The sequence below is a fragment of the Arthrobacter sp. LFS091 genome, from assembly GCF_047977885.1.
Lineage (GTDB): Bacteria > Actinomycetota > Actinomycetes > Actinomycetales > Micrococcaceae > Arthrobacter.
Genome location: NZ_JBFPFP010000001.1, coordinates 498,780 through 521,950 on the forward strand (window position 1 = coordinate 498,780; position 23,171 = coordinate 521,950).

The 23,171-nt window shown below is 61.8% G+C and carries 24 protein-coding genes; 7 read left to right on the top strand and 17 right to left on the bottom strand.

The window, feature by feature from the left end; translation table 11 throughout:
* Positions 1–64 precede the first annotated feature (64 nt).
* The gene (locus ACNQOP_RS02300) at positions 65–1,027 is read left to right on the top strand and encodes a hypothetical protein (protein WP_416403173.1); all 963 of its coding nucleotides are present in this window, start codon (positions 65–67) and stop codon (positions 1,025–1,027) included.
* Here the strand turns inward: ACNQOP_RS02300 and ACNQOP_RS02305 are convergent.
* The gene (locus tag ACNQOP_RS02305) at positions 1,024–2,526 is read right to left on the bottom strand and encodes an FAD-dependent oxidoreductase (protein WP_416403174.1); all 1,503 of its coding nucleotides are present in this window, start codon (positions 2,524–2,526) and stop codon (positions 1,024–1,026) included. The genes ACNQOP_RS02300 and ACNQOP_RS02305 overlap by 4 nt on opposite strands.
* A gap of 87 nt (positions 2,527–2,613) precedes the next feature.
* Positions 2,614–3,096: a DNA alkylation repair protein gene (locus ACNQOP_RS02310; RefSeq protein ID WP_257367962.1), complete on the bottom strand. Its 483-nt coding sequence runs from the start codon at positions 3,094–3,096 to the stop codon at positions 2,614–2,616.
* A gap of 60 nt (positions 3,097–3,156) precedes the next feature.
* On the opposite strand from ACNQOP_RS02310, the gene ACNQOP_RS02315 reads away from it, so the two are divergent.
* Complete coding sequence (locus tag ACNQOP_RS02315; protein WP_416403175.1) at positions 3,157–4,245, top strand: PDDEXK nuclease domain-containing protein; 1,089 nt, start codon at positions 3,157–3,159, stop codon at positions 4,243–4,245.
* Here the strand turns inward: ACNQOP_RS02315 and ACNQOP_RS02320 are convergent.
* Positions 4,242–5,216, bottom strand: coding sequence for a dienelactone hydrolase family protein (locus ACNQOP_RS02320; protein ID WP_416403176.1), 975 nt, complete (start codon positions 5,214–5,216; stop codon positions 4,242–4,244). The genes ACNQOP_RS02315 and ACNQOP_RS02320 overlap by 4 nt on opposite strands.
* 146 nt (positions 5,217–5,362) lie before the next feature.
* Between ACNQOP_RS02320 and ACNQOP_RS02325 the strand changes: the two genes are divergently transcribed.
* Together ACNQOP_RS02325 and ACNQOP_RS02330 are read left to right on the top strand one after the other, a co-directional pair.
* A complete protein-coding gene (locus tag ACNQOP_RS02325; RefSeq protein ID WP_416403177.1) occupies positions 5,363–6,856 on the top strand; it encodes an exodeoxyribonuclease VII large subunit in 1,494 nt (497 codons plus the stop codon).
* A gap of 69 nt (positions 6,857–6,925) precedes the next feature.
* Complete coding sequence (locus tag ACNQOP_RS02330) at positions 6,926–8,275, top strand: DUF222 domain-containing protein (protein ID WP_416403178.1); 1,350 nt, start codon at positions 6,926–6,928, stop codon at positions 8,273–8,275.
* On the opposite strand, the gene ACNQOP_RS02335 is transcribed toward ACNQOP_RS02330, so the two are convergent.
* The 5 genes from ACNQOP_RS02335 to nrdH form a co-directional block, all read right to left on the bottom strand.
* Entirely contained in the window at positions 8,272–8,577 is a 306-nt protein-coding gene (locus tag ACNQOP_RS02335; protein ID WP_416403179.1) for a transcription initiation protein, read from the bottom strand. The genes ACNQOP_RS02330 and ACNQOP_RS02335 overlap by 4 nt on opposite strands.
* Before the next feature lie 104 nt (positions 8,578–8,681).
* The gene (gene nrdF, locus ACNQOP_RS02340; RefSeq protein ID WP_166840537.1) at positions 8,682–9,656 is read right to left on the bottom strand and encodes a class 1b ribonucleoside-diphosphate reductase subunit beta; all 975 of its coding nucleotides are present in this window, start codon (positions 9,654–9,656) and stop codon (positions 8,682–8,684) included.
* 115 nt (positions 9,657–9,771) lie between these two features.
* Positions 9,772–11,913, bottom strand: a complete 2,142-nt coding sequence (nrdE, locus tag ACNQOP_RS02345; RefSeq protein WP_416403253.1) for a class 1b ribonucleoside-diphosphate reductase subunit alpha — start codon at positions 11,911–11,913, stop codon at positions 9,772–9,774.
* An 11-nt stretch (positions 11,914–11,924) separates the two neighbouring features.
* A complete protein-coding gene (gene nrdI / locus ACNQOP_RS02350) occupies positions 11,925–12,395 on the bottom strand; it encodes a class Ib ribonucleoside-diphosphate reductase assembly flavoprotein NrdI (protein ID WP_257367955.1) in 471 nt (156 codons plus the stop codon).
* Between the two features lie 48 nt (positions 12,396–12,443).
* Positions 12,444–12,686, bottom strand: coding sequence for a glutaredoxin-like protein NrdH (nrdH, locus tag ACNQOP_RS02355; RefSeq protein ID WP_011775022.1), 243 nt, complete (start codon positions 12,684–12,686; stop codon positions 12,444–12,446).
* A gap of 396 nt (positions 12,687–13,082) precedes the next feature.
* Here nrdH and ACNQOP_RS02360 point away from each other — a divergent pair, with 396 nt between their 5' ends.
* Both ACNQOP_RS02360 and ACNQOP_RS02365 read left to right on the top strand, forming a co-directional pair.
* Positions 13,083–14,048: a LysR family transcriptional regulator gene (locus tag ACNQOP_RS02360; RefSeq protein ID WP_416403180.1), complete on the top strand. Its 966-nt coding sequence runs from the start codon at positions 13,083–13,085 to the stop codon at positions 14,046–14,048.
* A 50-nt stretch (positions 14,049–14,098) separates the two neighbouring features.
* Positions 14,099–14,602 (top strand): DUF2004 domain-containing protein, encoded by a 504-nt coding sequence (locus ACNQOP_RS02365; protein WP_211712244.1) that lies wholly within the window; start codon positions 14,099–14,101, stop codon positions 14,600–14,602.
* 28 nt (positions 14,603–14,630) lie between these two features.
* On the opposite strand, the gene ACNQOP_RS02370 is transcribed toward ACNQOP_RS02365, so the two are convergent.
* From ACNQOP_RS02370 to ACNQOP_RS02395, 6 genes are read right to left on the bottom strand one after another with little or no spacing between them, the layout of a single operon-like run.
* Positions 14,631–15,335 (bottom strand): hypothetical protein, encoded by a 705-nt coding sequence (locus ACNQOP_RS02370; protein ID WP_416403181.1) that lies wholly within the window; start codon positions 15,333–15,335, stop codon positions 14,631–14,633.
* Entirely contained in the window at positions 15,332–16,333 is a 1,002-nt protein-coding gene (locus tag ACNQOP_RS02375) for a vWA domain-containing protein (RefSeq protein WP_416403182.1), read from the bottom strand. The genes ACNQOP_RS02370 and ACNQOP_RS02375 overlap by 4 nt, the downstream gene beginning before the upstream one ends.
* Positions 16,330–17,319, bottom strand: a complete 990-nt coding sequence (locus ACNQOP_RS02380; RefSeq protein ID WP_416403183.1) for a vWA domain-containing protein — start codon at positions 17,317–17,319, stop codon at positions 16,330–16,332. The genes ACNQOP_RS02375 and ACNQOP_RS02380 overlap by 4 nt, the downstream gene beginning before the upstream one ends.
* Positions 17,310–17,774, bottom strand: coding sequence for a hypothetical protein (locus ACNQOP_RS02385; protein WP_416403184.1), 465 nt, complete (start codon positions 17,772–17,774; stop codon positions 17,310–17,312). Before ACNQOP_RS02385 ends, ACNQOP_RS02380 begins: the two co-directional genes overlap by 10 nt.
* Positions 17,764–18,693, bottom strand: a complete 930-nt coding sequence (locus ACNQOP_RS02390) for a DUF58 domain-containing protein (protein WP_257367950.1) — start codon at positions 18,691–18,693, stop codon at positions 17,764–17,766. Before ACNQOP_RS02390 ends, ACNQOP_RS02385 begins: the two co-directional genes overlap by 11 nt.
* 11 nt (positions 18,694–18,704) lie before the next feature.
* Positions 18,705–19,712 (bottom strand): AAA family ATPase, encoded by a 1,008-nt coding sequence (locus tag ACNQOP_RS02395; RefSeq protein ID WP_416403185.1) that lies wholly within the window; start codon positions 19,710–19,712, stop codon positions 18,705–18,707.
* Between the two features lie 109 nt (positions 19,713–19,821).
* Between ACNQOP_RS02395 and ACNQOP_RS02400 the strand changes: the two genes are divergently transcribed.
* Positions 19,822–20,025, top strand: a complete 204-nt coding sequence (locus ACNQOP_RS02400; protein WP_374111492.1) for a hypothetical protein — start codon at positions 19,822–19,824, stop codon at positions 20,023–20,025.
* Between the two features lie 11 nt (positions 20,026–20,036).
* Here the strand turns inward: ACNQOP_RS02400 and ACNQOP_RS02405 are convergent, their stop codons facing one another.
* From ACNQOP_RS02405 to ACNQOP_RS02415, 3 genes are read right to left on the bottom strand one after another with little or no spacing between them, the layout of a single operon-like run.
* On the bottom strand, positions 20,037–20,909 hold the full coding sequence (locus tag ACNQOP_RS02405; protein WP_416403186.1) for a carbohydrate ABC transporter permease: 873 nt from the start codon (positions 20,907–20,909) through the stop codon (positions 20,037–20,039).
* On the bottom strand, positions 20,906–21,775 hold the full coding sequence (locus ACNQOP_RS02410) for a carbohydrate ABC transporter permease (protein WP_416403187.1): 870 nt from the start codon (positions 21,773–21,775) through the stop codon (positions 20,906–20,908). The genes ACNQOP_RS02405 and ACNQOP_RS02410 overlap by 4 nt, the downstream gene beginning before the upstream one ends.
* Positions 21,772–23,100 carry an extracellular solute-binding protein gene (locus ACNQOP_RS02415; RefSeq protein ID WP_416403188.1) on the bottom strand — a complete coding sequence of 443 codons (1,329 nt, stop codon included), beginning with the start codon at positions 23,098–23,100 and terminating at the stop codon, positions 21,772–21,774. The genes ACNQOP_RS02410 and ACNQOP_RS02415 overlap by 4 nt, the downstream gene beginning before the upstream one ends.
* Between the last annotated feature and the right edge of the window lie 71 nt (positions 23,101–23,171).

Below are 23,171 nucleotides of genomic sequence, written 5' to 3' on the forward strand. Positions count from 1 at the left end.
TAAGTACCCGCCCTCCGCGGATTCGGTCCACCGGGTTCGTCCGGAGGAACCCTAGGATGGGTCCATGGAACTCCGCGACGCTGCCCAGGAGCTGTACGCCGTCATGCCGCGCGACTTCACAACGCAGCGCACAGCCTTGGTCCGGAAAGCCAAAGACAACGGCGAAAAGGAGCTGTCGAAGGAAATCGGCAGCCTTCCCAAGCCAGCTGCCGGAGCCTGGGCCATCAACATGCTTGCCGTTCACAAACCCGAGGTGATTGACGGCGTCGTACGTTTTGGCAGTTCCCTCCGGGCCGCGCAGGAAGCGTCGGACGCTGGAGCTTTTCGCGAACTCGGACAGAAACGCCAAGGTGAACTGACTGCGGCCGTGCATGCAGCCAAAGACCTGGCCGCCGAGCTGGGAGCGCCGCTCAGCGCAGCAGCGGCTGCCGACGTCGAACAGACCTTGAGGGCAGCGATGGCTGATACCGGAGCCGCGACAGCCGTGGCGACTGGCAGGCTGGTACGGGGGCTGAGCAGCAGCGGGTTCGAAGCAGTCGACCTCGACGGCGCCGTTGCGGCTGCCGGTCCCGAGGACGCTGCACGCCCTGCCTCGACAGTGCCTGAGCAACAGGTGCACACGCCAAAGAAGCGGGATAAACCGGAACCTGCCAGGAAAACGCGGGCGCCCAAGAATGCACCCCAGGATGAAGCTACGTCCCTGGCCGAGCGTCGGGCAGCCAAACGGACGGCAGCGCTGGAGGAAGCCCGCGCCGCGTTCGATGCTGCCGATCAGGAGGCGCGGGAAGCGGAACAAGCGGCGGCCGCGGCGTGGGAGGCTGTGAAGGAACTGGCCGATCGCCGTGCGGGTGTGAAGTCAGACATCGAGGAAGCCAAGCGCCGCCTGGCGGAGCTGGAAGCCGAACTGATCGGCCTCACCAGGGACACGGACACCGCCGAATCCAAGAAGAAGCTCGCAGTCAGGGCCGCGACCCAGCAACGACGCACCGCGGACCAGGCGCAACGACGCGTAGAGCGATTGGGTTAGTCCTTCTTCCTGACCAGGGACTTTTGCAGGTGATGGGTCGCGGGACCTTCAAGGTATTTGCCTTCCGGAGTGAAGCGCGATCCGTGCAAAGGGCAATCCCAGGTCTTCTCGGCGTCGTTCCACGTCAACAAGCCGCCAAGGTGCGCGCAACTGCCCGAGACCCTGCAGACCTTCCCATCCACGGTGGACACCGCCGCCGGTTCACCCTTGTAAAGTCCGACGACGCCGCTCCCCTCTGGCGGGCGGGTTTCGTCAGTGATTTCCGGGTTGTTCTTGACCTTGGATTTGTCCTCCACCATCCGACGGGCAATGTCCGCGTTGTGCCGGATGGCTTCGGCCGCCCCCTTGGGCGAGGTGACGCGGTGGTGGATGGTGGTAGCCCAGTCCGAGTGTCCACCCAGAATCTCGGAGGTAATGGCCAAGGCAGCGGCGACCCCGTTACTCATGCCCCACTTGTTGTATCCGGTGCCGAAGAAGATCCGGCCCTTGCCGCGGGGAAGCTTGCCGAAGAACGGCATAAGGTTGGTCGCCTGGTAATCCTGGGCGGACCAGGTGTGGGTGACCTCGGCACCCGGATAGTGCTGGTTGGCCCATCCGAGGAGGTCCTCCAGGTGTTGTCTGGGCGACGTCGCCCGCCCACCTGCATGCCCGTAACCGCCCACCAGCAACAGTTCTCCCTCGGCTGCCGGGTAGGTGCGCTGGGACCTCGTGGGCGAATCAATGGAAAGGTACATGCCCTGGGGAATGGCGCCCGGTACTCTCAACGCTGCTGCGTAGGACCGGTTCGGCTCCAGCTTGGCAAAGTACAGGCCGCGGTCCAGGATGGGTGTGCCTGTCGCGAGCACTACTGTGTCAGCGGTGAAGCTGCCTTTCCTGGTGGTGACGTTCAGGGGCCGGTCGCCGCTGACGTTTTGAACTTGCACCCCTTCAACAACCAGGCCGCCGTGTTCACGGATATCCCGGGCCAGCGCGTCCAGGACCTCCATCGGATGGATCTGCGCTTGGCCTTCAAGTTCCAGCGCCTCCACCACCTTAAAAGGCAGGCCGGCATCACGGCTGAAATGGACGTCCAGACCTGCGTCCCGGGAGACCGCAGCTTCCTTGCGGAGCCGCTGGCCGCCGTCGTCGGTGGTTGCGAAGGTGATGGCTGTACGGCGCTGGAAGGGGACAGCTTGCTGTTCCATGTACTGGGTGAGCCACGCCTGCCCCGTCCTGTTGGCCTCCACATACGCCTGCACCACCTTCAGCGGGTACTGGCTGCGCAGGGCTGACAACGCGCCGCCTTGCAAGAGGCTCAACTTTCCGGTGGTGTTTCCAGTGGTCACGGCACCCAGGGTTCGGGCTTCGAAGACCACCACCCGTTGGCCGGACCGCGACAACAGCAGCGCGGCTAGCATCCCGGTGATGCCCGCTCCCACCACTATCGAGTCAAAGTGCTTCTCCTGTGGGACGGGGTCGGATGTGAAGTCTGACTCCCTGTCCAACCACAGTGATTTCATCGAACAACCTGCCTCTCAATTCACGGAATTGGCTCCTGGCATGTGTTGATGGAAACGGTAGGCGGCTCGCTGGTGCTTATCAAGGGGCTATGGTGCGGCGGCAAGGCTGGCTGCATATTGCAGTTCACTATCCGGGTCGTTGGCCCATCGCTCCAGCACCCGCTCCGCCCTCTCCTTGGCCAAACCCTCGAGCCGGGCCAGCAACGGCCGCGCCACATCTTTGGCCAGGGGCTCGACGAGTTCGCGGGTTCGGGCGCTCCGGATGAAGCCTTCAATGCGCGTCAGGTCCGTGTTGACCAGCAAAGCTACCTTTGTCTGGAGCAGGACCACCGCTGCCAGCCGCCGCTCGAACACCGGTTCCTCCCACAGCTCAGAGCTCAGGGCCGTGATGTCGTCGTGGCTGAGGTTCTTGTACCGCTTCAGGGCGTCACGGACCGTCCCGCGTATTGCGCCTACCGATGCACCATAAACCTTCAGGCCTTGGCCGAGGCGCTCGCTGGTCTCGGCAGCTTTCTCCCAGGTCGATTCCATCTGCAGCGTGTAGTCCACGAATTCACCGGCTTCACTCACACGCCTATTTTGTCAGGGCCTCCCCATACCGTCGTTTTACCAGCCACTGACAGGAGAAACATGCCGTCCCAAGAACTCGCCGCCGAGGCGTCATTTCCGGGTGTTCCCGCCGCATCGTCGATGCCCGACTGGTACCCCACGCTGCTCGACACCGTGGCCAGGGAAGTCCGAGTGGGACGCACCCGTGCGATGGCGGCGGCCAACAGTGAGCTCTTGAACTCCTACTGGAGCATCGGGCGGCAACTGGCCGAACGCGAATCGGAGCAAGGCTGGGGCGCCAAGGTGGTGACCCGGTTGTCTGCCGACATCCGCACGCGGTTCCCCGAAGCGAAGGGCTTCTCCCCCAGGAACCTGCGGTACATGAAAAGCTTCGCGCAGGCTTGGCCGGACTTCCCAACGTTGCAAGCGCCGCTTGCAACATTGCCCTGGTACCACCAGATCGCCCTGCTGGAAAAGCTCGACGACGCCGCCACGCGGCTTTGGTACGCCGCGGCCGCTGCCCAGCATGGATGGTCGCGGAACGTTTTGACTCACCAGATCTCCACGCGCTTGCATGAACGCTCCGGGCAAGCCATCACCAACTTCGCCTCCACCATGGTCCGTGCGGACTCCGACCTCGCGCAGCAGGCAACCAAGGATCCCTACGTTTTCGATTTCCTTGCCATGACCGATCGACACACTGAACGGGACCTGGAGGTGCAGTTGGTGAAGCATGTGGAGAAGTTCCTGTTGGAGCTTGGCCAGGGGTTCGCCTTTGTTGGCGAGCAGGTGCGGCTCGAAGTCGCCGGTGACGAATTCTTTGCCGACCTGCTGTTCTACCACCTGAAGCTTCGTTGCTACATGGTGATTGAACTCAAGGCAGTGAAGTTCGAACCCGGGTTCCTGGGGCAGCTGGGCATGTACATGGCAGCCGTTGATGATCTGATGGCGCACCCGGACGACAAGCCAACCATTGGGTTGCTGCTGTGCAAGGAGAAGAACAGCGTGGTGGCCGAGTACGCGCTCCGAGGCTTCAACGCACCCGTGGGCATCGCGGAATGGAAGACCTCACTTGCGGATTCCTTGCCGGACGAGCTGGTGTCCAGCCTGCCCAGCATCGCGACGTTGGAGGCAGAGCTCGCGAGCGAAGCGGCCCGGTTGCGGGGCTAGACGTTGTCCCTGAACCACGCCAGTGTGTCGTTCCATGCCGCCGTTGCCTGGGCTTCCACGTAGCGGTCACTGGTGTCGTTATGGAAGGCATGGTCCACGCCGGGATACACCTTGAGTTTGTGCTTGACGCTGGTCCTGTCCAGCGCTTCCTGGAGTTGGGGCATGGGGCCCGTGATTCGCGCATCCTTCTCGGCATACACACCCATGACTGCCGGTTTGATGGTGGGCACCTTGGCCAAGTCCGGGGCCGGGCCGTAGAAGGCGCTCGTTGCTTGGAGTCCTGGAATCTCCGTGCTCGCCTGCCATGTGATGCCACCGCCGAAGCAGAAACCGATCATGGCGATACGGCCTCCTTCGACGAAGTCCTGGCCGTTGAGGTACTCGAAGGCGGCTTTGAAGTCACCGACATGGCGTGCTGCGCCAGCCTGGGTCAGCGCACCAGGAACGGCATCCGGGTCCATGTTGGCCGTGCCGCCTTCCCTGCTGAGAAGGTCCAGCGCCAGTGCGACGTATCCTTGCTTGGCGAAGCGCCGGGCCACGTCTTGGATGTGCGGGGTGAGGCCTCGGTTTTCGTGGCAGATCAGCACGGCGGGGTGTTGCCCTCCGTCCTCGGGCCGGGCCAGGTAACCACTGATTTGGGTTCCTTGAGACTGGAAATTGGCTGTGGCCGTGGTCAGCCCCGCTGCGCCTTCCGGGACAGACAGCGGACTTTTGGCGTTGGGCACAGCCGTTGTGGCAGTGCCTTTTGGTGCCGCCGGTCCGGTGGCGGTTGGGGTCGGCATAGGATCCGTTGCCCTCGGTATCTCCTGCGGTGTACAGCCCACCAACGTCATGGCCGCCGCAGTGGCTGTCATGCTGCCCATGATGAAGGCAACGCGCCTGGTGAACGTCCCGTGCGACATGTCACCGGAGCGGTAATCGTCGTAGAACTCCTCGATCAAGTACTTTTCGAATTTCTCAAGCTGCACCATGGGACGTCCTTCTCGAAGTTGGCCAATATCTTGCCCTGAAGTTGGGACGCGGACAAGGGTGGGACGGTTCATACCGTCAGAAAAGGCCGCACCACATCACTACTATTCAGACGTAACCATGACCCGACGGAGGGGAGCATTCGGGAATGACGGGAATCGATAACGGATTGGAAGATTGGCCGCCATCGGCCAAAAGTGTTCAACAAGTGTATGAGGAGATTCGCGGTCCCCTGCAGGCGCTGGCCACCACCGTCATTGCCGAGTGTCGGAACGCAGAACCCAAAGCGTCGGGCTGGACCTTTGATCTGGTGACGGTGAGCGGCGAGCGGACCTTTGTCCTCCCAGCGAGGGTGTGGAATGCCGAACTGGCTACGATCAAAAGGGCCTTCGATACGGCTGGAGAGAACTTCAGGGCGGCCATGATTGACGGCATGGAACTGGAGGTTTCCGGACAGCTGCGGATGTGGCCCGAGACCGGCGACATTTATTTGAAAGTCACTGACATTTCATCGCATTTCTCCCTGAACGGTGCGATGCTCCTGAAGGATCGCCAAACGCTTCAAACCCTCAAGGCAGAATTTCCGTGTCACTCGAGACTCCACGCCGATGATGACGCCATATATGAGGACGCCAAAGACGGTTTTTCGTTGGGACGATTACGCAAGATCACTGTGATCTCGCCGGAAAAATCTCAGGGCGTCGAGGACTTCAAGCACCACCTGAGCATTGCGAAGAGTGGGGAAAAGCCGGAAATCACGTATCGTCACATGAGCTTGGGTGGTCAGTCGGCAGCCGCGACGCTCCGAGACTTTTGTGATGAAGCGCGCAGGAACGGCCATGATCTTGTAGTCATTACGCGCGGCGGCGGGCACTGGCGGTCGATGCGGGGATTCCAGGATGAAGGATTGGCGCGTGCCATCCTCGAGTCGCCCGTGCCTGTTATCACCGGCATTGGGCACCGTCAGGACGTATCCATCGTTGACCGGGCAGCCACGGCATCTTTCACGACACCGACAGCCGCCGCAGTTGCCATAACGACCCCCTCAGTCAGCGCCGCGGCACCCGGGAAAAAGTACCCGACGTCCTTCAAGGAAAGCCTTGGCGCCGAGCGCCGAAAGGTTGCGAGACTTGAGCGAGAGGTGTTGTCCATGCGGCAGTCGCTCGCCCATTCCCACGATGAGCTGGCATCGGCTAATGCGGCCCTTCGCCGGTATGAGGCGGATCTTACAGCAGGCAACGGCGCGCTCAGGAAGAGCTGGGCATCGCATATCGCCTCTGACCGTCAACACGGACTGGACCTGCTTGAGCTAGCAAGGCTCCGAGTACGCGGATACTCCTGGCTGCTGACCTTGGCGACGCTGGGCTTGGCAGTCACGTTTGTGGTCAACTCAACGCTCATTGCCATCTGGCTGACTGGTTCGGACGACCACGGGCTCGGGCTTTGGCTGGCTATCGGCACAGTGGCCCTTACGGTCTTTGCCCTCTTAGCGCAGTTCTCTTCGCGAAAGCACCTGAATGAAAAGCACAAAAAGCCTCTGAAACAACCACCGGTGACTGTCCGTGAGTGGGAGATCCGAATTATGAATGTAAGGACAGTTCGGGCCCTCCGGAAACTACTGCACCATATACCGGTGGGCTGACCAGTCACGACATTTTGCCTCATCAACTGGTGGCCCTATTTTGTCGGTGCCTGCTGGGAGAGTGTTCTCATGGAGCAGGTTCGGGAGGGGCAGTCGGGTGCGGTGGCTATGTCTGCGCCGGTTCGTTCCGCTGCTGCGACCATTGCCGGTGACGCTGGTTACGGGCCGGAAAACACGGTCAGTGGTGACCTGATCCAGCAGTTGCGGGTGCTGGAGGACATGAAGTCGGCAATCTCGAGCTTGCAAGCCAAGATCGCTGTGGCGTTTGACCTGGCCCAGCGGCAGGAACAGGCAGAGAAAGGTATCCCGGCTTCGGAGCGGGGCAAGGGTATTGGGGCGCAGGTGGCGTTGGCCCGGCGGGAGTCACCGAACAAAGGCTCCCGGCTGCTGGGCCTGGCCAAGGCTCTGGTCACGGAAATGCCGCACACCATGGCCGCGCTGGAATCCGGGCAGTTGAACGAGTGGCGGGCCACGCTGCTGGTGAAGGAAACGGCGTGCTTATCTGTTGAGCACCGGGCCGCGGTGGATGAGGAACTCGCCCCCGACACCGGCACGTTCGACGGAGCCGGGGACAAAGCCATCACTGCCGCCGTGAAGGCAGCCGCGTACCGGCGGGACCCTCGCACCGTGACCGAACGGGCAGCCCACGCCGCGTCCGAACGGTACGTTAGCCTCCGCCCCGCACCGGACACCATGACCTACCTGACCGCCCTGTTGCCCGTCGCCCAAGGCGTCGCCGTGTTCGCGGCACTGACCCGGCACGCTGGTACGGCCCGGTCCGACGGTGATACCCGGTCCAAGGGACAGGTCATGGCCGACACCCTGGTCGAACGGACCACCGGCACCGCGGCCGGGTACACGGGTATCGACCTGCAACTGGTCATGACCGACAGGACCCTCCTGGCCGGAGACAGCGAACCGGCACGGCTGAACGGCTACGGCATCGTCCCCGCCGGCTGGGCCAGGGAACTGCTCAGCAACAGGCAAGACGGCGACGGGCAAGCCGGTAACGAAAACGGCAGTGACGGGCCCGGGGCTTACTACCAGGACTTCAACGTCTGGGTCCGCCGGCTCTACACCGCCCCGGGAACCGGTGAACTGCTCGCCACCGACTCACGGGCACGTTTCTTCCCACCCGGAATACGAGGATTCATCGAAACACGCGACAACACCTGCCGCACCCCCTACTGCGACGCGCCCATCCGACACCTGGACCACGTCATTCCGTGGCATTCAGGCGGTCCCACCACGGTCGACAACGGCACCGGACTCTGCGAAGCCTGCAACCACACCAAAGAAAACCCCGGCTGGACGGCGACGCCGGAAGCAGGAAGCCGGCACACGCTCAGAATCACCACACCCACCGGCCACAGCTACCAATCACAAGCTCCACCACTGCCCGGGTACCGAAGAACCTAGCTCGCGGGATCGTATTGGAACTCCCTCAGTTCCTGGGCGCACCGACAGGCCACAGCGATCTTGGCTGCCCATTCGATGGCTGCTTCACGGATGGGCAACTCCGGGACCGTGTAGCCGCCGTTGGGCACCCCAAGCCCAGGATAGGTGCCGGGTTCCACCGTGCCGTCCGGCGCCACGCGCACAGGCTCCACGTCCTCATCGATGCCGCCACCGAAGACGTAAACGTCTGCTTCTTTAGCCTCTTCGATCACTGCATGGGCGGCGTCAGCGACAGCTTGGAATTCCCCTTCAGGGATCACCATGGCCTCGCTGGGAAACTAAATCAGCTACTTAGTCATGCCGGTCTCCGTTGGTGGTTAACGTCAAAGCCCCTGGCGCATGACGCGTCAGGGGCTTTGTCAGAGGGTTAGAACTCCCAGTCCTCATCCTCCGTGTTCACGGCCTTGCCGATCACGTAGGAGGATCCGGAGCCGGAGAAGAAGTCGTGGTTCTCGTCGGCATTCGGGGACAGGGCGGAGAGGATGGCCGGATTCACGTCGGTGACGGAAGCCGGGAACATGGCCTCGTAGCCCAGGTTCATCAGGGCCTTGTTTGCGTTGTAGTGCAGGAACTTCTTGACGTCCTCGGCCAGGCCGACTCCGTCGTAGAGGTCATGCGTGTACTGGACTTCGTTTTCGTACAGCTCAAAAAGGAGCTCGAACGTGTAGTCCTTGATTTCCTGCTTGCGGGCCTCGGAAACCTTCTCCAGGCCCTTCTGGAACTTGTAACCGATGTAGTAACCGTGCACGGCCTCGTCACGGATGATGAGGCGGATGAGGTCGGCCGTGTTCGTGAGCTTGGCACGTGAGGACCAGTACATGGGCAGGTAGAAGCCCGAGTAGAACAGGAAGCTTTCCAGCAGGGTGGAAGCAACCTTGCGCTTCAGGGGGTCGTCGCCCTGGTAGTAGTCCATGACGATCTGGGCCTTCTTCTGCAGGTTCTCGTTTTCGAGGGACCAGCGGAAAGCGTCGTCAATCTCCTTGGTGGAGCACAGGGTGGAGAAAATGGACGAGTAGGACTTGGCGTGCACCGACTCCATGAAGGCGATGTTGGTGTACACAGCTTCTTCATGCGGAGTGATGGCATCGGGAATCAGTGAGACTGCCCCGACGGTGCCCTGGATGGTGTCCAGCAGGGTCAGGCCCGTGAAGACGCGCATGGTGAGCTGCTGCTCTTCCGGGGTCAGCGTGTGCCACGACTGGACGTCGTTGGACAGCGGCACCTTCTCCGGCAGCCAGAAGTTGTTGACCAGTCGGTTCCAGACTTCCACGTCCTTGTCGTCCTGGATCTTGTTCCAGTTGATGGCCTCGACGTGTGTCAGCAGCTTGACCTTTTCGGTCATTTCATCCCCTTAAGCGATGGTGTTCTTGAGGTAAGCCTACGACGGCGGGTGGTGACCCGCCGTCGTACTCTTTAGTTTTCGAGCGGCAACCGCCGCAAATATCAACCGATATCGGTTACAACATGCACGAAACGCAGCCTTCAACCTCAGTCCCTTCCAGCGCGAGCTGGCGGAGACGGATGTAGTAGAGGGTCTTGATGCCCTTGCGCCATGCGTAGATCTGCGCCTTGTTGATGTCACGCGTGGTGGCCGTGTCCTTGAAGAACAGCGTCAGGGACAAGCCCTGGTCCACGTGCTGCGTGGCAGCGGCGTAGGTGTCGATGATCTTCTCGTAGCCGATTTCGTAGGCATCCTGGTAGTACTCCAGGTTGTCGTTGGTCAGGTACGGAGCCGGGTAGTAGACGCGGCCGATCTTGCCTTCCTTGCGGATTTCGATCTTGGCGGCCACCGGGTGGATCGACGAGGTGGAGTTGTTGATGTAGCTGATGGAACCGGTCGGCGGTACGGCCTGGAGGTTCTGGTTGTAGATACCGTGCTCCATGACAGAAGCCTTCAGCTCGCGCCAGTCATCCTGGGTGGGGATGTGGTGACCGGCGAAGAGCACGCGAACGCGCTCGGTCTCCGGGGTCCACTCCTGCTCGGTGTACTTGTCGAAGAACTCGCCGCTGGCGTAGGTGGACTTCTCGAAGCCGCCGAACTTCTGGCCGGTCTCGATGGCCAGGCGGTTGGAAGCGCGCAGAGCATGGAACAGCACCGTGTAGAAGTAGATGTTGGTGAAGTCCAGGCCCTCTTCGGAACCGTAGTGGACGTGCTCACGGGCAAGGTAGCCGTGCAGGTTCATCTGGCCAAGGCCAATCGCGTGGCTCTGGGCGTTGCCCTGCGCGATGGACGGCACCGAGTTGATGTAGGACATATCCGACACAGCACTCAGGGCACGGATGGACGTCTCGATGGAGAGACCGAAGTCCGGCGAATCCATGGTCTTGGCGATGTTCATGGAACCGAGGTTGCAGGAGATGTCCTTGCCCACGGTCTCGTAGCTGAGGTCCTCGGCGTAGATGGACGGCGAGGAAACCTGCAGGATCTCCGAGCAGAGGTTGCTCATGGTGATCTTGCCGTCGATCGGGTTGGCCCGGTTTACGGTGTCCTCGAACATGATGTACGGGTAGCCGGACTCGAACTGGATCTCCGCGAGGGTCTGGAAGAACTCGCGGGCGCTGATCTTGGTCTTCTTGATCCGGGAATCATCGACCATCTCGTAGTACTTCTCGGTCACCGAGATATCGGAGAACGGAACGCCGTAGACCTTCTCGACGTCGTACGGCGAGAAGAGGTACATGTCCTCGTTCTTCTTGGCGAGCTCGAACGTGATGTCCGGGACCACAACACCCAGGGAAAGGGTCTTGATACGGATCTTCTCGTCGGCGTTCTCGCGCTTGGTGTCCAGGAAGCGGTGGATGTCCGGGTGGTGTGCGTGCAGGTAGACGGCACCTGCACCCTGGCGGGCACCGAGCTGGTTTGCGTAGGAGAAGCTGTCTTCGAGGAGCTTCATGACAGGGATGACGCCGGAGGACTGGTTCTCGATCTGCTTGATCGGGGCGCCGTGCTCGCGGATGTTGGTGAGCGAGAGCGCTACACCGCCGCCACGCTTGGAGAGCTGAAGTGCGGAGTTGATGGCGCGGGCGATCGACTCCATGTTGTCTTCGATTCGGAGCAGGAAGCAGGAGACGAGCTCGCCACGCTGGGCCTTGCCGGCGTTGAGGAACGTGGGGGTGGCAGGCTGGAAACGGCCGTCGATGATTTCGTCGACGAGGCGGTTGGCGAGGTCTTCGTTGCCGCGGGCAAGGTGCAGGGCAACCATGCAGACGCGGTCTTCGTAGCGCTCAAGGAAACGCTTGCCGTCAAAAGTCTTGAGCGTGTAGGACGTGTAGAACTTGAAGGCGCCCAGGAAGGTCTCGAAACGGAACTTCTTCTTGTACGCGCGGTTGAAGAGGTCGCGGATGAAGTTCATCGTGTACTGGTCAAGCGTCTCTCGCTCGTAATACTGGTTCTTCACCAGGTAGTCGAGCTTCTCTTCCAGGTCGTGGAAGAAGACGGTGTTGTTGTTCACATGCTGCAGGAAGTACTGATGCGCAGCTTCACGGTCGGCTTCGAACTGGATCTCACCGTTGGGGCCATACAGGTTCAGCATGGCGTTGAGTTCGTGATAGCCGAGGCCCTTGTAAGCCTCAGGCAGCGGCTTCTTGGCCGTGTCCACAGCGCCCCCGGTTACTTCTGTTTCTGCGACAGTTGTGTCCAAAACTTTTCCAGCCCTTCGTTGACCCGTTGGACGTCTTCTGGCGTCCCCATGAGTTCAAATTTGTAAAGATGCGGCACTTTGCACTTGACGGAGATGATGTCTCCCGCTGCGCAATAGTTGTCCGCGAAGTTTGTGTTCCCCGCTCCGATAACACCCCGGATCAGCTTCCTGTTCCCGGGATCGTTCAGAAACCTGATGACCTGTTTCGGCACCGAACCTTCGCCGTTGGTGCCCCCGTAAGTAGGCAGCACAAGAACGAAAGGCTCAAGGGCCTGGAGCGGGGCGTCCTGGGCGTACAGCGGGATGCGTGCAGCATCCCTGCCCAGTTTCTGGACGAATCTTTTGGTGTTCTCAGAGGTGGAGGAAAAGTAGATGAGGTGACTCCTCGTGGTCACAGCTTCCGTCGCCTTGCGTACGGTGGCCGCTGCCAGCGGTGCCATGGGAGTCACCTCAACTACATAGGAATTCTTGGTGTGTGGTGGCGAAAGTCAGGCCACGGAGGAAACGGCCTGGGCCAGCTCCTCGATCTTGTCCGGGCGGAATCCAGACCAGTGGTCCTGCTCGGTCACGACGACGGGAGCCTGCATGTAACCCAGTGCCTTGAGGCGCTCAAGGGCCTCGGCATCCTGGGAGATGTCGACACTCTGGTAGGCAATGCCCTTCTTATCGAGTGCCCGGTAGGTTGCGTTGCACTGAACACAGGCCGGCTTCGTGTAAACCGTTACGGTCATGATCCCTGTCCCCTAAGTTGAAGTCTGATTCTCTTCGTATCTGGCGGGCTCAACCGGAACTGATTACTGAATCCGATACCGGCCCGCGGGCTGCCGTGACAGCCAACACGCTCTGATTTTGTCTTGTGCTGGTTTCCCGCTCAATCCGTAAATCGATACTACATGTAGTGCAACCGCCGAACTGGAACCCCAAGATGATGTATTACAAGTATGTCATTCAATCCACCGCTCGTCCACAGGGCGGGGGGTTCAAAATGTCCGGGATTCCGCCAAAATGAGAGATGTCATCCACACCCTGTGGACTACTTAGCCACATTTAATCTTCAGCGTGTCGCGCGGATACGGCGTGTCGTGACACTTTGAAAATGTGGCGTGGCGAACAGCTAAAATCGGCTGATGGTCAACCTCCTCCACCTCCGCACGCTCATGGAGGTGACCCGCCTTGGCTCGTTCGCCGCCGCCGCTGCACAGCTCGGTTACACCGCCTCTGCAGTCTCCCAACAGATGGCCGCGCTGGAACGTGATACCGGCGTCGAACTCTTCCAGCGGTCGGCGCGCAGTGTGGTCCCCACCGAGGCGGCGCTGACCATGACACGGCACGCTTCCAAGGTGCTCACCGATGTCGAGGCCCTGATGGCCGCCGCGTCCAGGACCAACGACTCCCCCGCGCAGGAACTCAGGTTGGGCATCTTTCCCAGCCTCGCCACCTACGTCCTGCCGGACATCCTGCGGAACGACCGCTGGAACGGTTTGAGCATTGAGTTAAAGGTCTCAGTGGCTGAACCGGCACAAACCATCCAAGGGCTGCGCAGCGGCGGCGAACTGGATGTGGCGCTGGTCTACCAGGTGGGGCAGTCCGGGCTGGCGTGGCCCCACTCGCTTGAACGGCAGTGGATCGGCGACGACGACTTCCGCGTTGTCCTGCCCGCGTCGTGGAAGATCCGCGAAGATGCCGAAATCGAGGCGGCCCACCTTTCCGACATGCCGTGGATTGTCCACCACCCTGGCACCAGCGATGCCTTGGTCATTGAGCGCCTGTTCGCCAGCTGCAACCTGCACCCTCGTGTGGTGGCCTACAGTGACGACTTCCATGCCAGCCTGGAGATGACCGCAGCCGGCCTTGGTGCTTCGCTGGTACCGGAACTGGCCCTGCGGAACCGGCCGCCCGGCGTCGTGGTCCTGGACGTCCCGGACATCAGGCTGGCCCGCAATGTGTTCGCCCTGCTCATCAACGAAAAGCGCACCGCGCAGGTGCAATTGTTCACCCAACTGCTGGCCGACACGCTCAGGGACTCCTCCGGAAGAAGCGGCCTGCACCCCCTGAAAACCGCGCCCGTCAAGGGCTCACAGCGGCGCAAGTGAAATATTCGCAATTGCTGGAACCCGCCGGTGGTTGGGGTTAGATTGATCACATGGGCAAGCTAGCGAGCAAACATTTCGGGGAAGTCGAGCTCAACCACGGCAGTGAACATTGCTTCGTTGCCAAGCATGAACTCGGCGGCAATCCGCTGGAACTTGACCTCAACGTCACTGCCCACGATCACTTCGACGAAGCCGCTATGCGCAAAGTGGACTATCGCCTGCGCTTCCTGCCCGAACTGGTGGACCAGGTCCGGGAGATGATTGCCGATGAACTCGACCAGGACGGCACCAACCCCCAACAGTTCCTGCATTTCCACAGCTCACAGCTCAAAGAGGAGCAGTTGGAGTCCGTTTTCGGTGTCCGGGACAAGGGCCAGCTCACCAATGATGTCTTCCTGAATGCCCTCAAATTGGGGCACGTGGCCATCTACCCGGGGCAACCCGAGCGATACTTCGTGTTGGATTTCACCCTCGGCTCGCACTTCACTGACGAACTCCTGGTGGTCGCCGCCGATGAGGACGGCGTGGTGGACGACGAAATCCTGTGGGAGTAGAGCTCCATTAAACGCCGACGGCGGTCGGTCACCATGGCCTGTCAACTCCCGGCCCATTATCGGGACCCCGCAGGTATTCGTCGCGTTGCTGGCCTTCGGCCCGCTCCTGCTGTGCCTGCTGCGCGCTGTCCCTGAGTTCCTTCAGTTTCCCGGACTGAGGGTCGGTTGCTTTGTCCGGCGCGGTCGGTGCATCGCCGGCCTTTCTGTCCGTGCCCTGGATCTTGCCCGAGAGCCGAGCGGCAGCCGAATCCAATGTTGATCCTTCGCCGTCCGCATTGGCGGATCCGGCTTCACGGCACTTCTCCGGAGCAGCGTTCGCGGCATCCAACGCTTCCTTGAACAACCGGGCTGCCGTGCCCCTGTCCGCCGCCGCGTCGCCCAGCTTCTCGATACTCAGGACCAGATTGACGCGGACCTTACATTCATCGTCACCGGCCCCCGCATGTAACGCGGCCTCGAAATCGGTTCGGGCTGCCGCGAACTCCCCCGCCAGCACGTGGGCATCACCGGAAGCGAAGGGCGCCTTATACGGCTCCACTATGTTGGCTACGCCAAGCCACGATGCTGCCCGCGCCAGTTCGTCGTGCTGTCCGTTCCGGAACAACTCCCCCGCAGCACTGCCCAGCAGGCCGACGCTGAGGAGTTTCGCAGCGACCGCGAGGACCAGGAGGACTGGAAGAGCTGACCAGATCACCAGCCGGAGACGCCGGCGTCGTGCCGTTCGGAGGCTCACAGGTCCGGCTCCTTCCGCAAGGGCCGGCGCAGGTTGGCGAGCTCAAAGGAATGTCGCAGGGGTTCGTGCATTGCCAGGAGGAACGCCGCCAGGGCAAACAGCCAGTAAAGCTCCACCCGGCCGGGACCGTCGCCTCCGGTGGTGGTCAGCTTTCCCAGCTGGACGCCACGGAGAATGTCGGAGGTCGGCTCTGCGCCCGTCCGGTGGGCATAAGGGACGTGGAGCTGGTCCGCGATGCGCCCGAGCTGTGCTTCGTCAATACGCGACACAGCATCCTTCGCCTCGTTGGAACCCTTGTCTTTGACATACCCGGCGCCGCCGTCAGCCGATTCCCTCATCCGGCCACCTTCGCCGGTACCGTAGCCCAGGACTGCTCCCCCGGCAACGTTGGTGGCATCCATGGGCGTCGGCGTCTCTGCACTGGTGTTTTCTCCGTCGCCGGCGTAAAAGACCAGCGCAGGTCGACCCGGATGTTGCTTCTGGGCGGCGTCGAGCCTGTCCTTCAAGAGGTTGGCCGCGATGGTGACGCTGCTGCCCGACGCGTAGCGTGCCCTCTGCGGTTGAAGCGTGGCCATGGCGGTCTGCAGTGCCGTGGCGTCCTGTGTGAGCGGCATAAGGACTGTGGCTTTGCTGTCAAAGGTGATCAGCGAAAATTTGGCCCCCGCAAGTTCCCGCGCGACTGCCGTCACGTCTTGTTTGACCCCGGCCAATCGCGTTTCGGTGCCGTGATGATCCTCTGCAGCCATGCTGGTGCTGGTATCCACCACGAAGAAGACATCGATCTCGGACGAAGCGCTGACGGACTGCCCGCCCATAAGCCCCGGCCGCATTGCGGCGATGAGAAGAAGCACGACGGCGGCACTGCGGAGGGCGGCTGGCCGCACCTTGCCGTGGGGCCGGGTCCCCTGCCGCGGGATCAGAGTCCAGGCAGTCAGGACGAGGATGCCGAAGCCGGCCACGACAAGGACCGGCCACGGCAGAATCGGTTCGAAGGTCATGGTTCAAGCCGCCATCCGAGGACCAGCATTCCTGCACCGGCCAGCAGGGCAATCCCCAGTGGCCACGCAGGTGTGTCCGTGACGATTGCCTGCGGGGCGGCGCGGTAGCTGGTGGCTTCCGTTGCCTGCACGTCGCGGACTATGCCTGGGACCGCTTCGGGGCTGTCCAGTTTGTAGTAGGAGCCTCCAGTCCGCTCGGCAGCGGCCCGCAGTTGAGCCCCTGGCTGGTCGGTTCGGCCACCGTAGTCCACGTCCCCGGGGTTAAGGGCGTGCACCTTGACATTCTTGGTCGCCGCCAGCGCCACGGCCTCGTCCAGGGTGAAGATCGGCTCCCCGGAGAGGAAGTTGTCCGTTGCCAGCACCACTGACCGCGAACGCTTCGCTGTCCCTTGTTCCCCGCTGGGGTGCGTGTCCGGGAAGCTTTGGACGCAGGAAGCCAGTCCGTCTCCGATCAGGGAGGAGCCTTCGCCGTTCCAGGTGCCGTCGAAGAACGATCCGGCCCCGTCGTCGAGTGCTTCCTTGGCGAGCTTGAGCTGTTCTGCCGCGTATTCGTAGTCGTCGGTCAACGGGAACACTTGAACGCTGCTGCTGTCGAAGATGACCATGCCTATCCGTTCGCCGTCGAATTCCTTGGCCAGCTCCTGAAAGACGCCGGCGATGGCTGCGTCCGTGCCGGTCATGGACCCGGAAACGTCCAGGCAGAGCACAATGTCCCTGTTGCGGATTTCCGGCTGCTCGGTGGTCCGTTGGGTGGGTCGGGCGGCGGCTGTAGCGGTGGCGGCCAGGAATACTGCTCCCAACAGGACTGCGAGCGCCAAGCGCAGACGGTGCCGGCGCAGGGCCTGCTGGTACTCGGGGAGCCCGGTGAGCCTCTCGCCGTAGGCTACGGCACGGGTGGGTCTGGGATTATGGCGACGGTGCAGCCATGCGGCGAAAACCACCGTGATTGCTGTGAGGGGAAGGATCCACCAGTAGCTCAGTTCCATTCGAGCACCACCTGGCGGGCTGCGACTGCGGATTGGCTGACGGTTTGGACGGGCATGGGGGCGAATTCGTTGGGGTAGATCCGTGCGATCCCGGTTGCGAGGTCTGCCAACCCGTGGCCGCGCAGTTCTTCGAGCGTCATGGAGGTGATGGGCAGCCCCGTGGCGCGTCCGGCGAACTCGCGGACCAGGAAGCTCAGCCTTTGGTGGGCCTCACGTTCGGGCAGGCGACCGGCGTCGGCGTCCGATGCCGTGGCCTGGATGGCGGCCAGGCAGGTGTTGCGCAATGTGTCCAGTGTCGGGTTGGCTAAGGCATCCAAGCGGGCGGCCTTTTCCGGGCGGGCAGGCCAGAACAACCAGGCGTACCAGGCTGCGACGAGGAGTACCAGGATCAACCCCAGCCACAGCCAGAGCTGCTGGTAGTGCAGTGGCTCGTAGAAGCCGGAGTCATCCTGCACTGGTGCCACCTTTGCCGCGCTTTGCAGTGGTTGCGGCCCGGGAGCGGTGTTTTTCGAGGAGCGTGAAGATTGCGGTCAGGACGTCCTCACTTCCACCGGTGTGTTCTTCGGCGATACCGAGGCGTCGGAAAGTATCGCGCCGCCGCCGCGTCCGTTCCACGGTGGCGGTGGCGTACGCGGCCTGCACCTTGCTGTCCATGGCCAGGGGTGACGGGATTGCTTCGGCGGTCCGGACGTCCGTGCTGTCCTTTGCGACGCTGCCCGGAGTTGGCGCCAACTCCGCGTCCTGGATGGTGAGCCAGAGGACTTCGTGCCGGGCCCGGAGTCGGCGCAGCATCGCCTCTGTATGGTCATCAGGCAGGAACTCGTCGGCGACCACCACAATCAGCAGCCGTCCCTTCAGGTATCGCAGGACATAATCGAGTTGCTTGGCGATTTTCCCATGGGGACTCTCCAGGGTTATCTGTGAATCGATGTCCCGTAGGAGGCGTTCCAGGTGTTCCTCTCCGGTGCGCGGGGGGACGTAGAGGGAGGCGGCTTCGTTGCCGTGCAGCAGGCCCACATCGTCACCATGGCGACATGCCAGATACCCCATGACCCCCGCGGCGTGAACGGCGATGTCCTTTTTGCCTTCACCCGAGGAAGCCTCCGCGGCCATGTTCCGTCCCGTGTCCACCAGGAGCAGCACCGAATGGCGCCGCACAGCCACGTAGCGCTTGACCAGCGGTGATCCGTGCCTGGCGGTGGCCTTCCAATCGATGTCCCTGACTTCATCTCCCGGGACATAGGCTCGCAATTCATCAAAGTCCAGGCTTCGGCCCTTGAAGACGGAACCGTACTCGCCGTCCAGCAACGTGAGGGTGCGGCGATGGGCGAAGATGAACATCCTGGATTTCACGCGGCGGAGAAGGCTCGGCAATGGCTTGTCCGTTACGGCGTCTGCACCGAAGCCAGGACGGCATCGATGACGGTTTCCACGGAGATCCCCTCAACGACGGCATCGAAGCCGAGAATGATGCGGTGGCGCAGGACGCGGTGGGCAAGGTTCTTGACGTCTTCCGGGATGACGTGGTCGCGGCCGTTGAGCAGGGCAAGGGCCCTTGCCGCTTGGCTGAAGGCAATGCTTGCCCGTGGACTGGCACCGAACTCAACCAGGCCGGCAAGTTGGGGTTCGAGGTACTGGCTTGCGTTGCGGGTGACGTAGGCCAACCCCACGATGTACCTGACAATGGCCGGATCGATGTAAACCCTGCGCACCAGCTCCTGAACCTGGAGCACTGCATCCAACGATGCTGCGGCAGGCGGCTTCAAATCCGGGTTGAACACTCCGGCATCGATCCGCCGGATGACCTCTGCTTCCTCGGCCGGGCTTGGATAGTCCAACACATCCTTGAGCATGAACCTGTCCATCTGGGCCTCGGGGAGGCGGTAGGTCCCTTCCTGCTCAATAGGGTTCTGCGTTGCCAGTACCAGGAACGGCTTGGGCAGCGGATAGGACTCCCCGCCAATGGATGTCTGCCGTTCCTGCATGGCTTCCAACATGGCGCTCTGGGTCTTAGCGCTGGACCTGTTGATTTCGTCAAGCAAAACGATGTTGGCGTGGACCGGGCCGAGCTGGGTAACGAACGTCCCCTTCGCAGCGTCGAAGATCTGCGTACCGGCGATGTCGCTGGGAAGAAGGTCCGGCGTGCACTGGATCCGGCGGAACTCTGCGCTGACCGATTCGGCAATGGCTTGGGCCGCCGTCGTTTTCGCCAGCCCCGGAACGCTCTCGAGAAGCACGTGACCGCCAGTCAAAAGACCAAGGACCAAGGTCTCGCGCAGGCGGGTTTGGCCCACCACCTTATTTTCGAAACTGCGGACAATGCTACCCACGAGCTGCTGGGCACGGGCCATGTCCGGGGCGTCAATGCCGGCCGTGGCAGTGGTCTGTTGCACTCGTGGTCTCCTTGCTGGCGTTGTTTGGCCACTCTATCCAAGTCGGGGTCCAAAAAAGCCGCAATGGGCAGCCCTCCCCATGCGGACGCCGCGGGTCTATCCTTTTGCCATGCACCAGCTACCAGCCGCCTACCAGAACTACCTAGCGAGCCAAACCCAGCATGTTGTGGACGCCGTCCGCCCTGTCCTGCTGCAGTCAGCGGCGGATCAACGCCACGGCGTCAGGATCACCTACAACACTGGTCCCACGGGTCATCAAGCCCACTTGGACGAGTCGATACCTTACGGCGAAATCGTCGAGGACATCGACTGATCCCGTCCGCGCTAACCCTTCATGGCGCCGGACAGGGCAAACGAGTTCCCCATGCCCCGGGACACCAAGGCATAAAGGACCAGCACCGGAACTGAATACAGGATCGAGAAAGCCGCCAACTGCCCGTAGGCTATGGCGCCGTGCTGGCCAAAGAAACTGAAGATCGACACCGAGGCAGGTTGCTTCCCCGTGGACAGCAGCAGGATGAAGGGGACGAAGAAGTTTCCCCATGCCTGGATGAACACGAAGATCAACACCACGCCCAGGCCCTGCCCCATCAGCGGCAGCACGATGGTGCGAAGCGCCACCAGATTCGACGCACCGTCGATCCAGGCAGCCTCCTCGAGTTCCAAGGGCACGGAGTCCATGAAGTTCTTGGTCATCCAGATCGCCATGGGCAAGGTGGTGGTGGCCATGAAGAAGATGGTTGCAGCCATGGAATCCAGCAGTTGCAGCTGGACGAACAGACCGTAGACCGGAACCATGATGGCAGTCACGGGCAGCGAGGTACCGAACAGGACCGTGTACAGGAAAGGCTTGTTGAAGCGCGACTGGTACCTGGACAACGGGTACGCTGCCAGCACGGCAGCCAACAGGTTCACTATTGCGGTGCCGGCCGAGAGCAGGAAACTGTTGGCCAGGGGCCTGAACAGCAGCTCAGGGGTCAGCACGGCACGGAAATTATCCAACGACGGCGCTTCGGGCATCTTGGCCTGGTAGCTGGCTTGGGGATCGACGGCGGCAAGCGCCAGCCACAGCAATGGCACCACGAAACACACCCCAACGAGGACCAAAGCGGCATTCGCACCCAGCTTTGCCCGACGGCGTGAGCCGGTTCCCGGCGTCGTCCGCTGTGTCCGCGATGGCACCTCCGTCCGGCTCATGCGCGCTTGTCCCGCAGGAGCTGCACGTACACCGCGCCAAAAACCATGCCCAACACGATCAGCACGGAAGCCACCGCCGTTCCGTAGCCGATGTCACCGAACTTGAAAGCCTCCTGGTAGGCCAGCACGGGCAGGTTGGTACTGGCGTTCGCTGGTCCCCCGGCGGTCATCACCCAGATCAGGGTGAAGACGGCGAGGGTCTGCAGAGTGATGAGCATGAGGTTGGTCGCTATGCTGCTCCGGATCAGCGGAAGCGTGATGAACGCCAGGCGCTGCCAACCCCGAGCCCCGTCCATCAGGGCTGCCTCGGAGACATCCCGGGGAACGTCAGCCAGCGCTGCCCGGTACACCAGCATGGAGAAGGCTGTGCCGCGCCAGGTATTTGCAAGGATGATCGCCACCATGGGGAAGGAATACAGCCAGTCCGCGCCCGGGATGCCCATGCCGCCAAGGATCTGGTTCAGCGTCCCGTCCCGGTTGAAGTAGGCGTATGCGGCGAAGGCGGCAACGATCTCCGGCAGCACCCACGCCGCAACCACTGCCGTTCCCACCCAGGAAGACACGGCCTTGCTTGAACGGGTCATCAGCAGTGCTATCAGCAGGCCCAGACCGCTCTGGCCAAGCACGGCAGATGCCATGACGAAAACCACCGTCAGCCAGGCGGCCAAGGGAAAGGAGTCATCGCCAGCCATGCGGACATAGTTGTCCATGCCCACCCACTGGGGGTCCCTGGCTCCTTTCCCGGACAAGGCAGCGTTGGTGAAGGACGCGTAGAACGACCACACCACCGGAGCCAGGAGGAACACCGTCAACAGCACAATCGACGGAGCCACTGGCAGGAGCCGCAGGAAGCGGCGGACCGTCATTTCCCCAAAACCTTGTCCTCCCCTACCAGCTTCCGTAGGGCGGCGTCGTAGTCGGCTGAGGCGTCTTCGGGACTTTTCTTGCCGGTGATCACGGCTTCCGTGGCTTCCTGCACGGCGGTGGAGATCCTCGGGTAGTCAGTGGTCGCAGGCCGGTAGTGTGTCACTTTCACCAGGTCCGAGACATCCTTCACGAACGGGTTGGCAGCCAGGTACCCTGGGTCGGCCGCAACATCTGTCCGGACAGCGATCTGGGAATTGTTGATGTCGTAGGACAAAGCGTTCTTCTTATTCAGGACCGTAGTGAGGAATGAGAAGGACAGGTCGGGATTCTTGCTTTTCGCACCCAAGGCCAGGGTCCACCCGCCCGACATGCTCACCCCGCCGGGTTCCTGCCCCTTTTGAGTGGGAAACATCGCAACGCCCATGTCCTGTTCGTAGCCGGGCCATTCGTACGCTCCGCCTTTCTGCCAGAACGACGGCGCGTAGGAGCCTTCCACTGTGGCGCCCAGCTTGCCTTTCGGGAACCATTCACCGAAGACCTTTTTCCATACATTCGCGTCCAGGGCCTCGGCCGGGCTGACAGCCAGCTTCTCGTCATACAGCGTTTTCAGGAAGGCCAACGAGTCAGTGAATCCCTGTGAACCGACCACCCATTTTTTCTCGTGCTCGTCGTACAGGGTGCTGTCCGTGCCGTACAGCAGTTCGTAGAACCCCTGCATGACTGTGCCCTCGCCGGTTGCCTTTCCGGCGTAGAGGTTGAACGGGATGGCCTCAGGGTCCGCGGCTTTGATGGCGCGGGCTGCGGCCAGGATCTCCTCCCAGGTTTTGGGTTGCCATGGCACGGGTATCCCGGCCTTCCGCAAGACGGCTTTGTTGTACCAGATGGCACGTGTGTCGGTGCCGAGCGGTACAGCGTAGACAGCGCCGTCGTCGGCTCGTCCGGCTTCCTTGGCTGCTTCGTCGAACGCGGGCCAGTCGCTCCATTTTTCGAGGTAGCTGTCCAGCTTGAGGAGGTAACCGGCGTCGACGTCCGAACGGACCTTGAAGGTGTCTTCGTAGAAGACGTCGGGAGCTGTGTCGGTGGAACGCTGCGTCAGGGCCAGCTTGGTCCCGTAATCGTCGTCGTTGGCCTGAATGGGCTGGAGATCAACAGTCACCCCGGAATGGGCGGCTTCGAATTCCTTCTTGGCATCCTGCATGACCGCGTCCAGCGCCGTGAAGGAATCCGTCTTTTGGTACACGATCTTCAGGGTCTTGTTCTCCGCTGCATCAGGGGAGGGTGAGCACGACGTCGTCGCCGCAAGGATGGCAGCGACAGAGAACATGGCGGCAGATCGGTATATGGCAGTTCTTACCCGGAAGGTCTTTATTCGGCTGCCCATGAGGCTCCAATCGG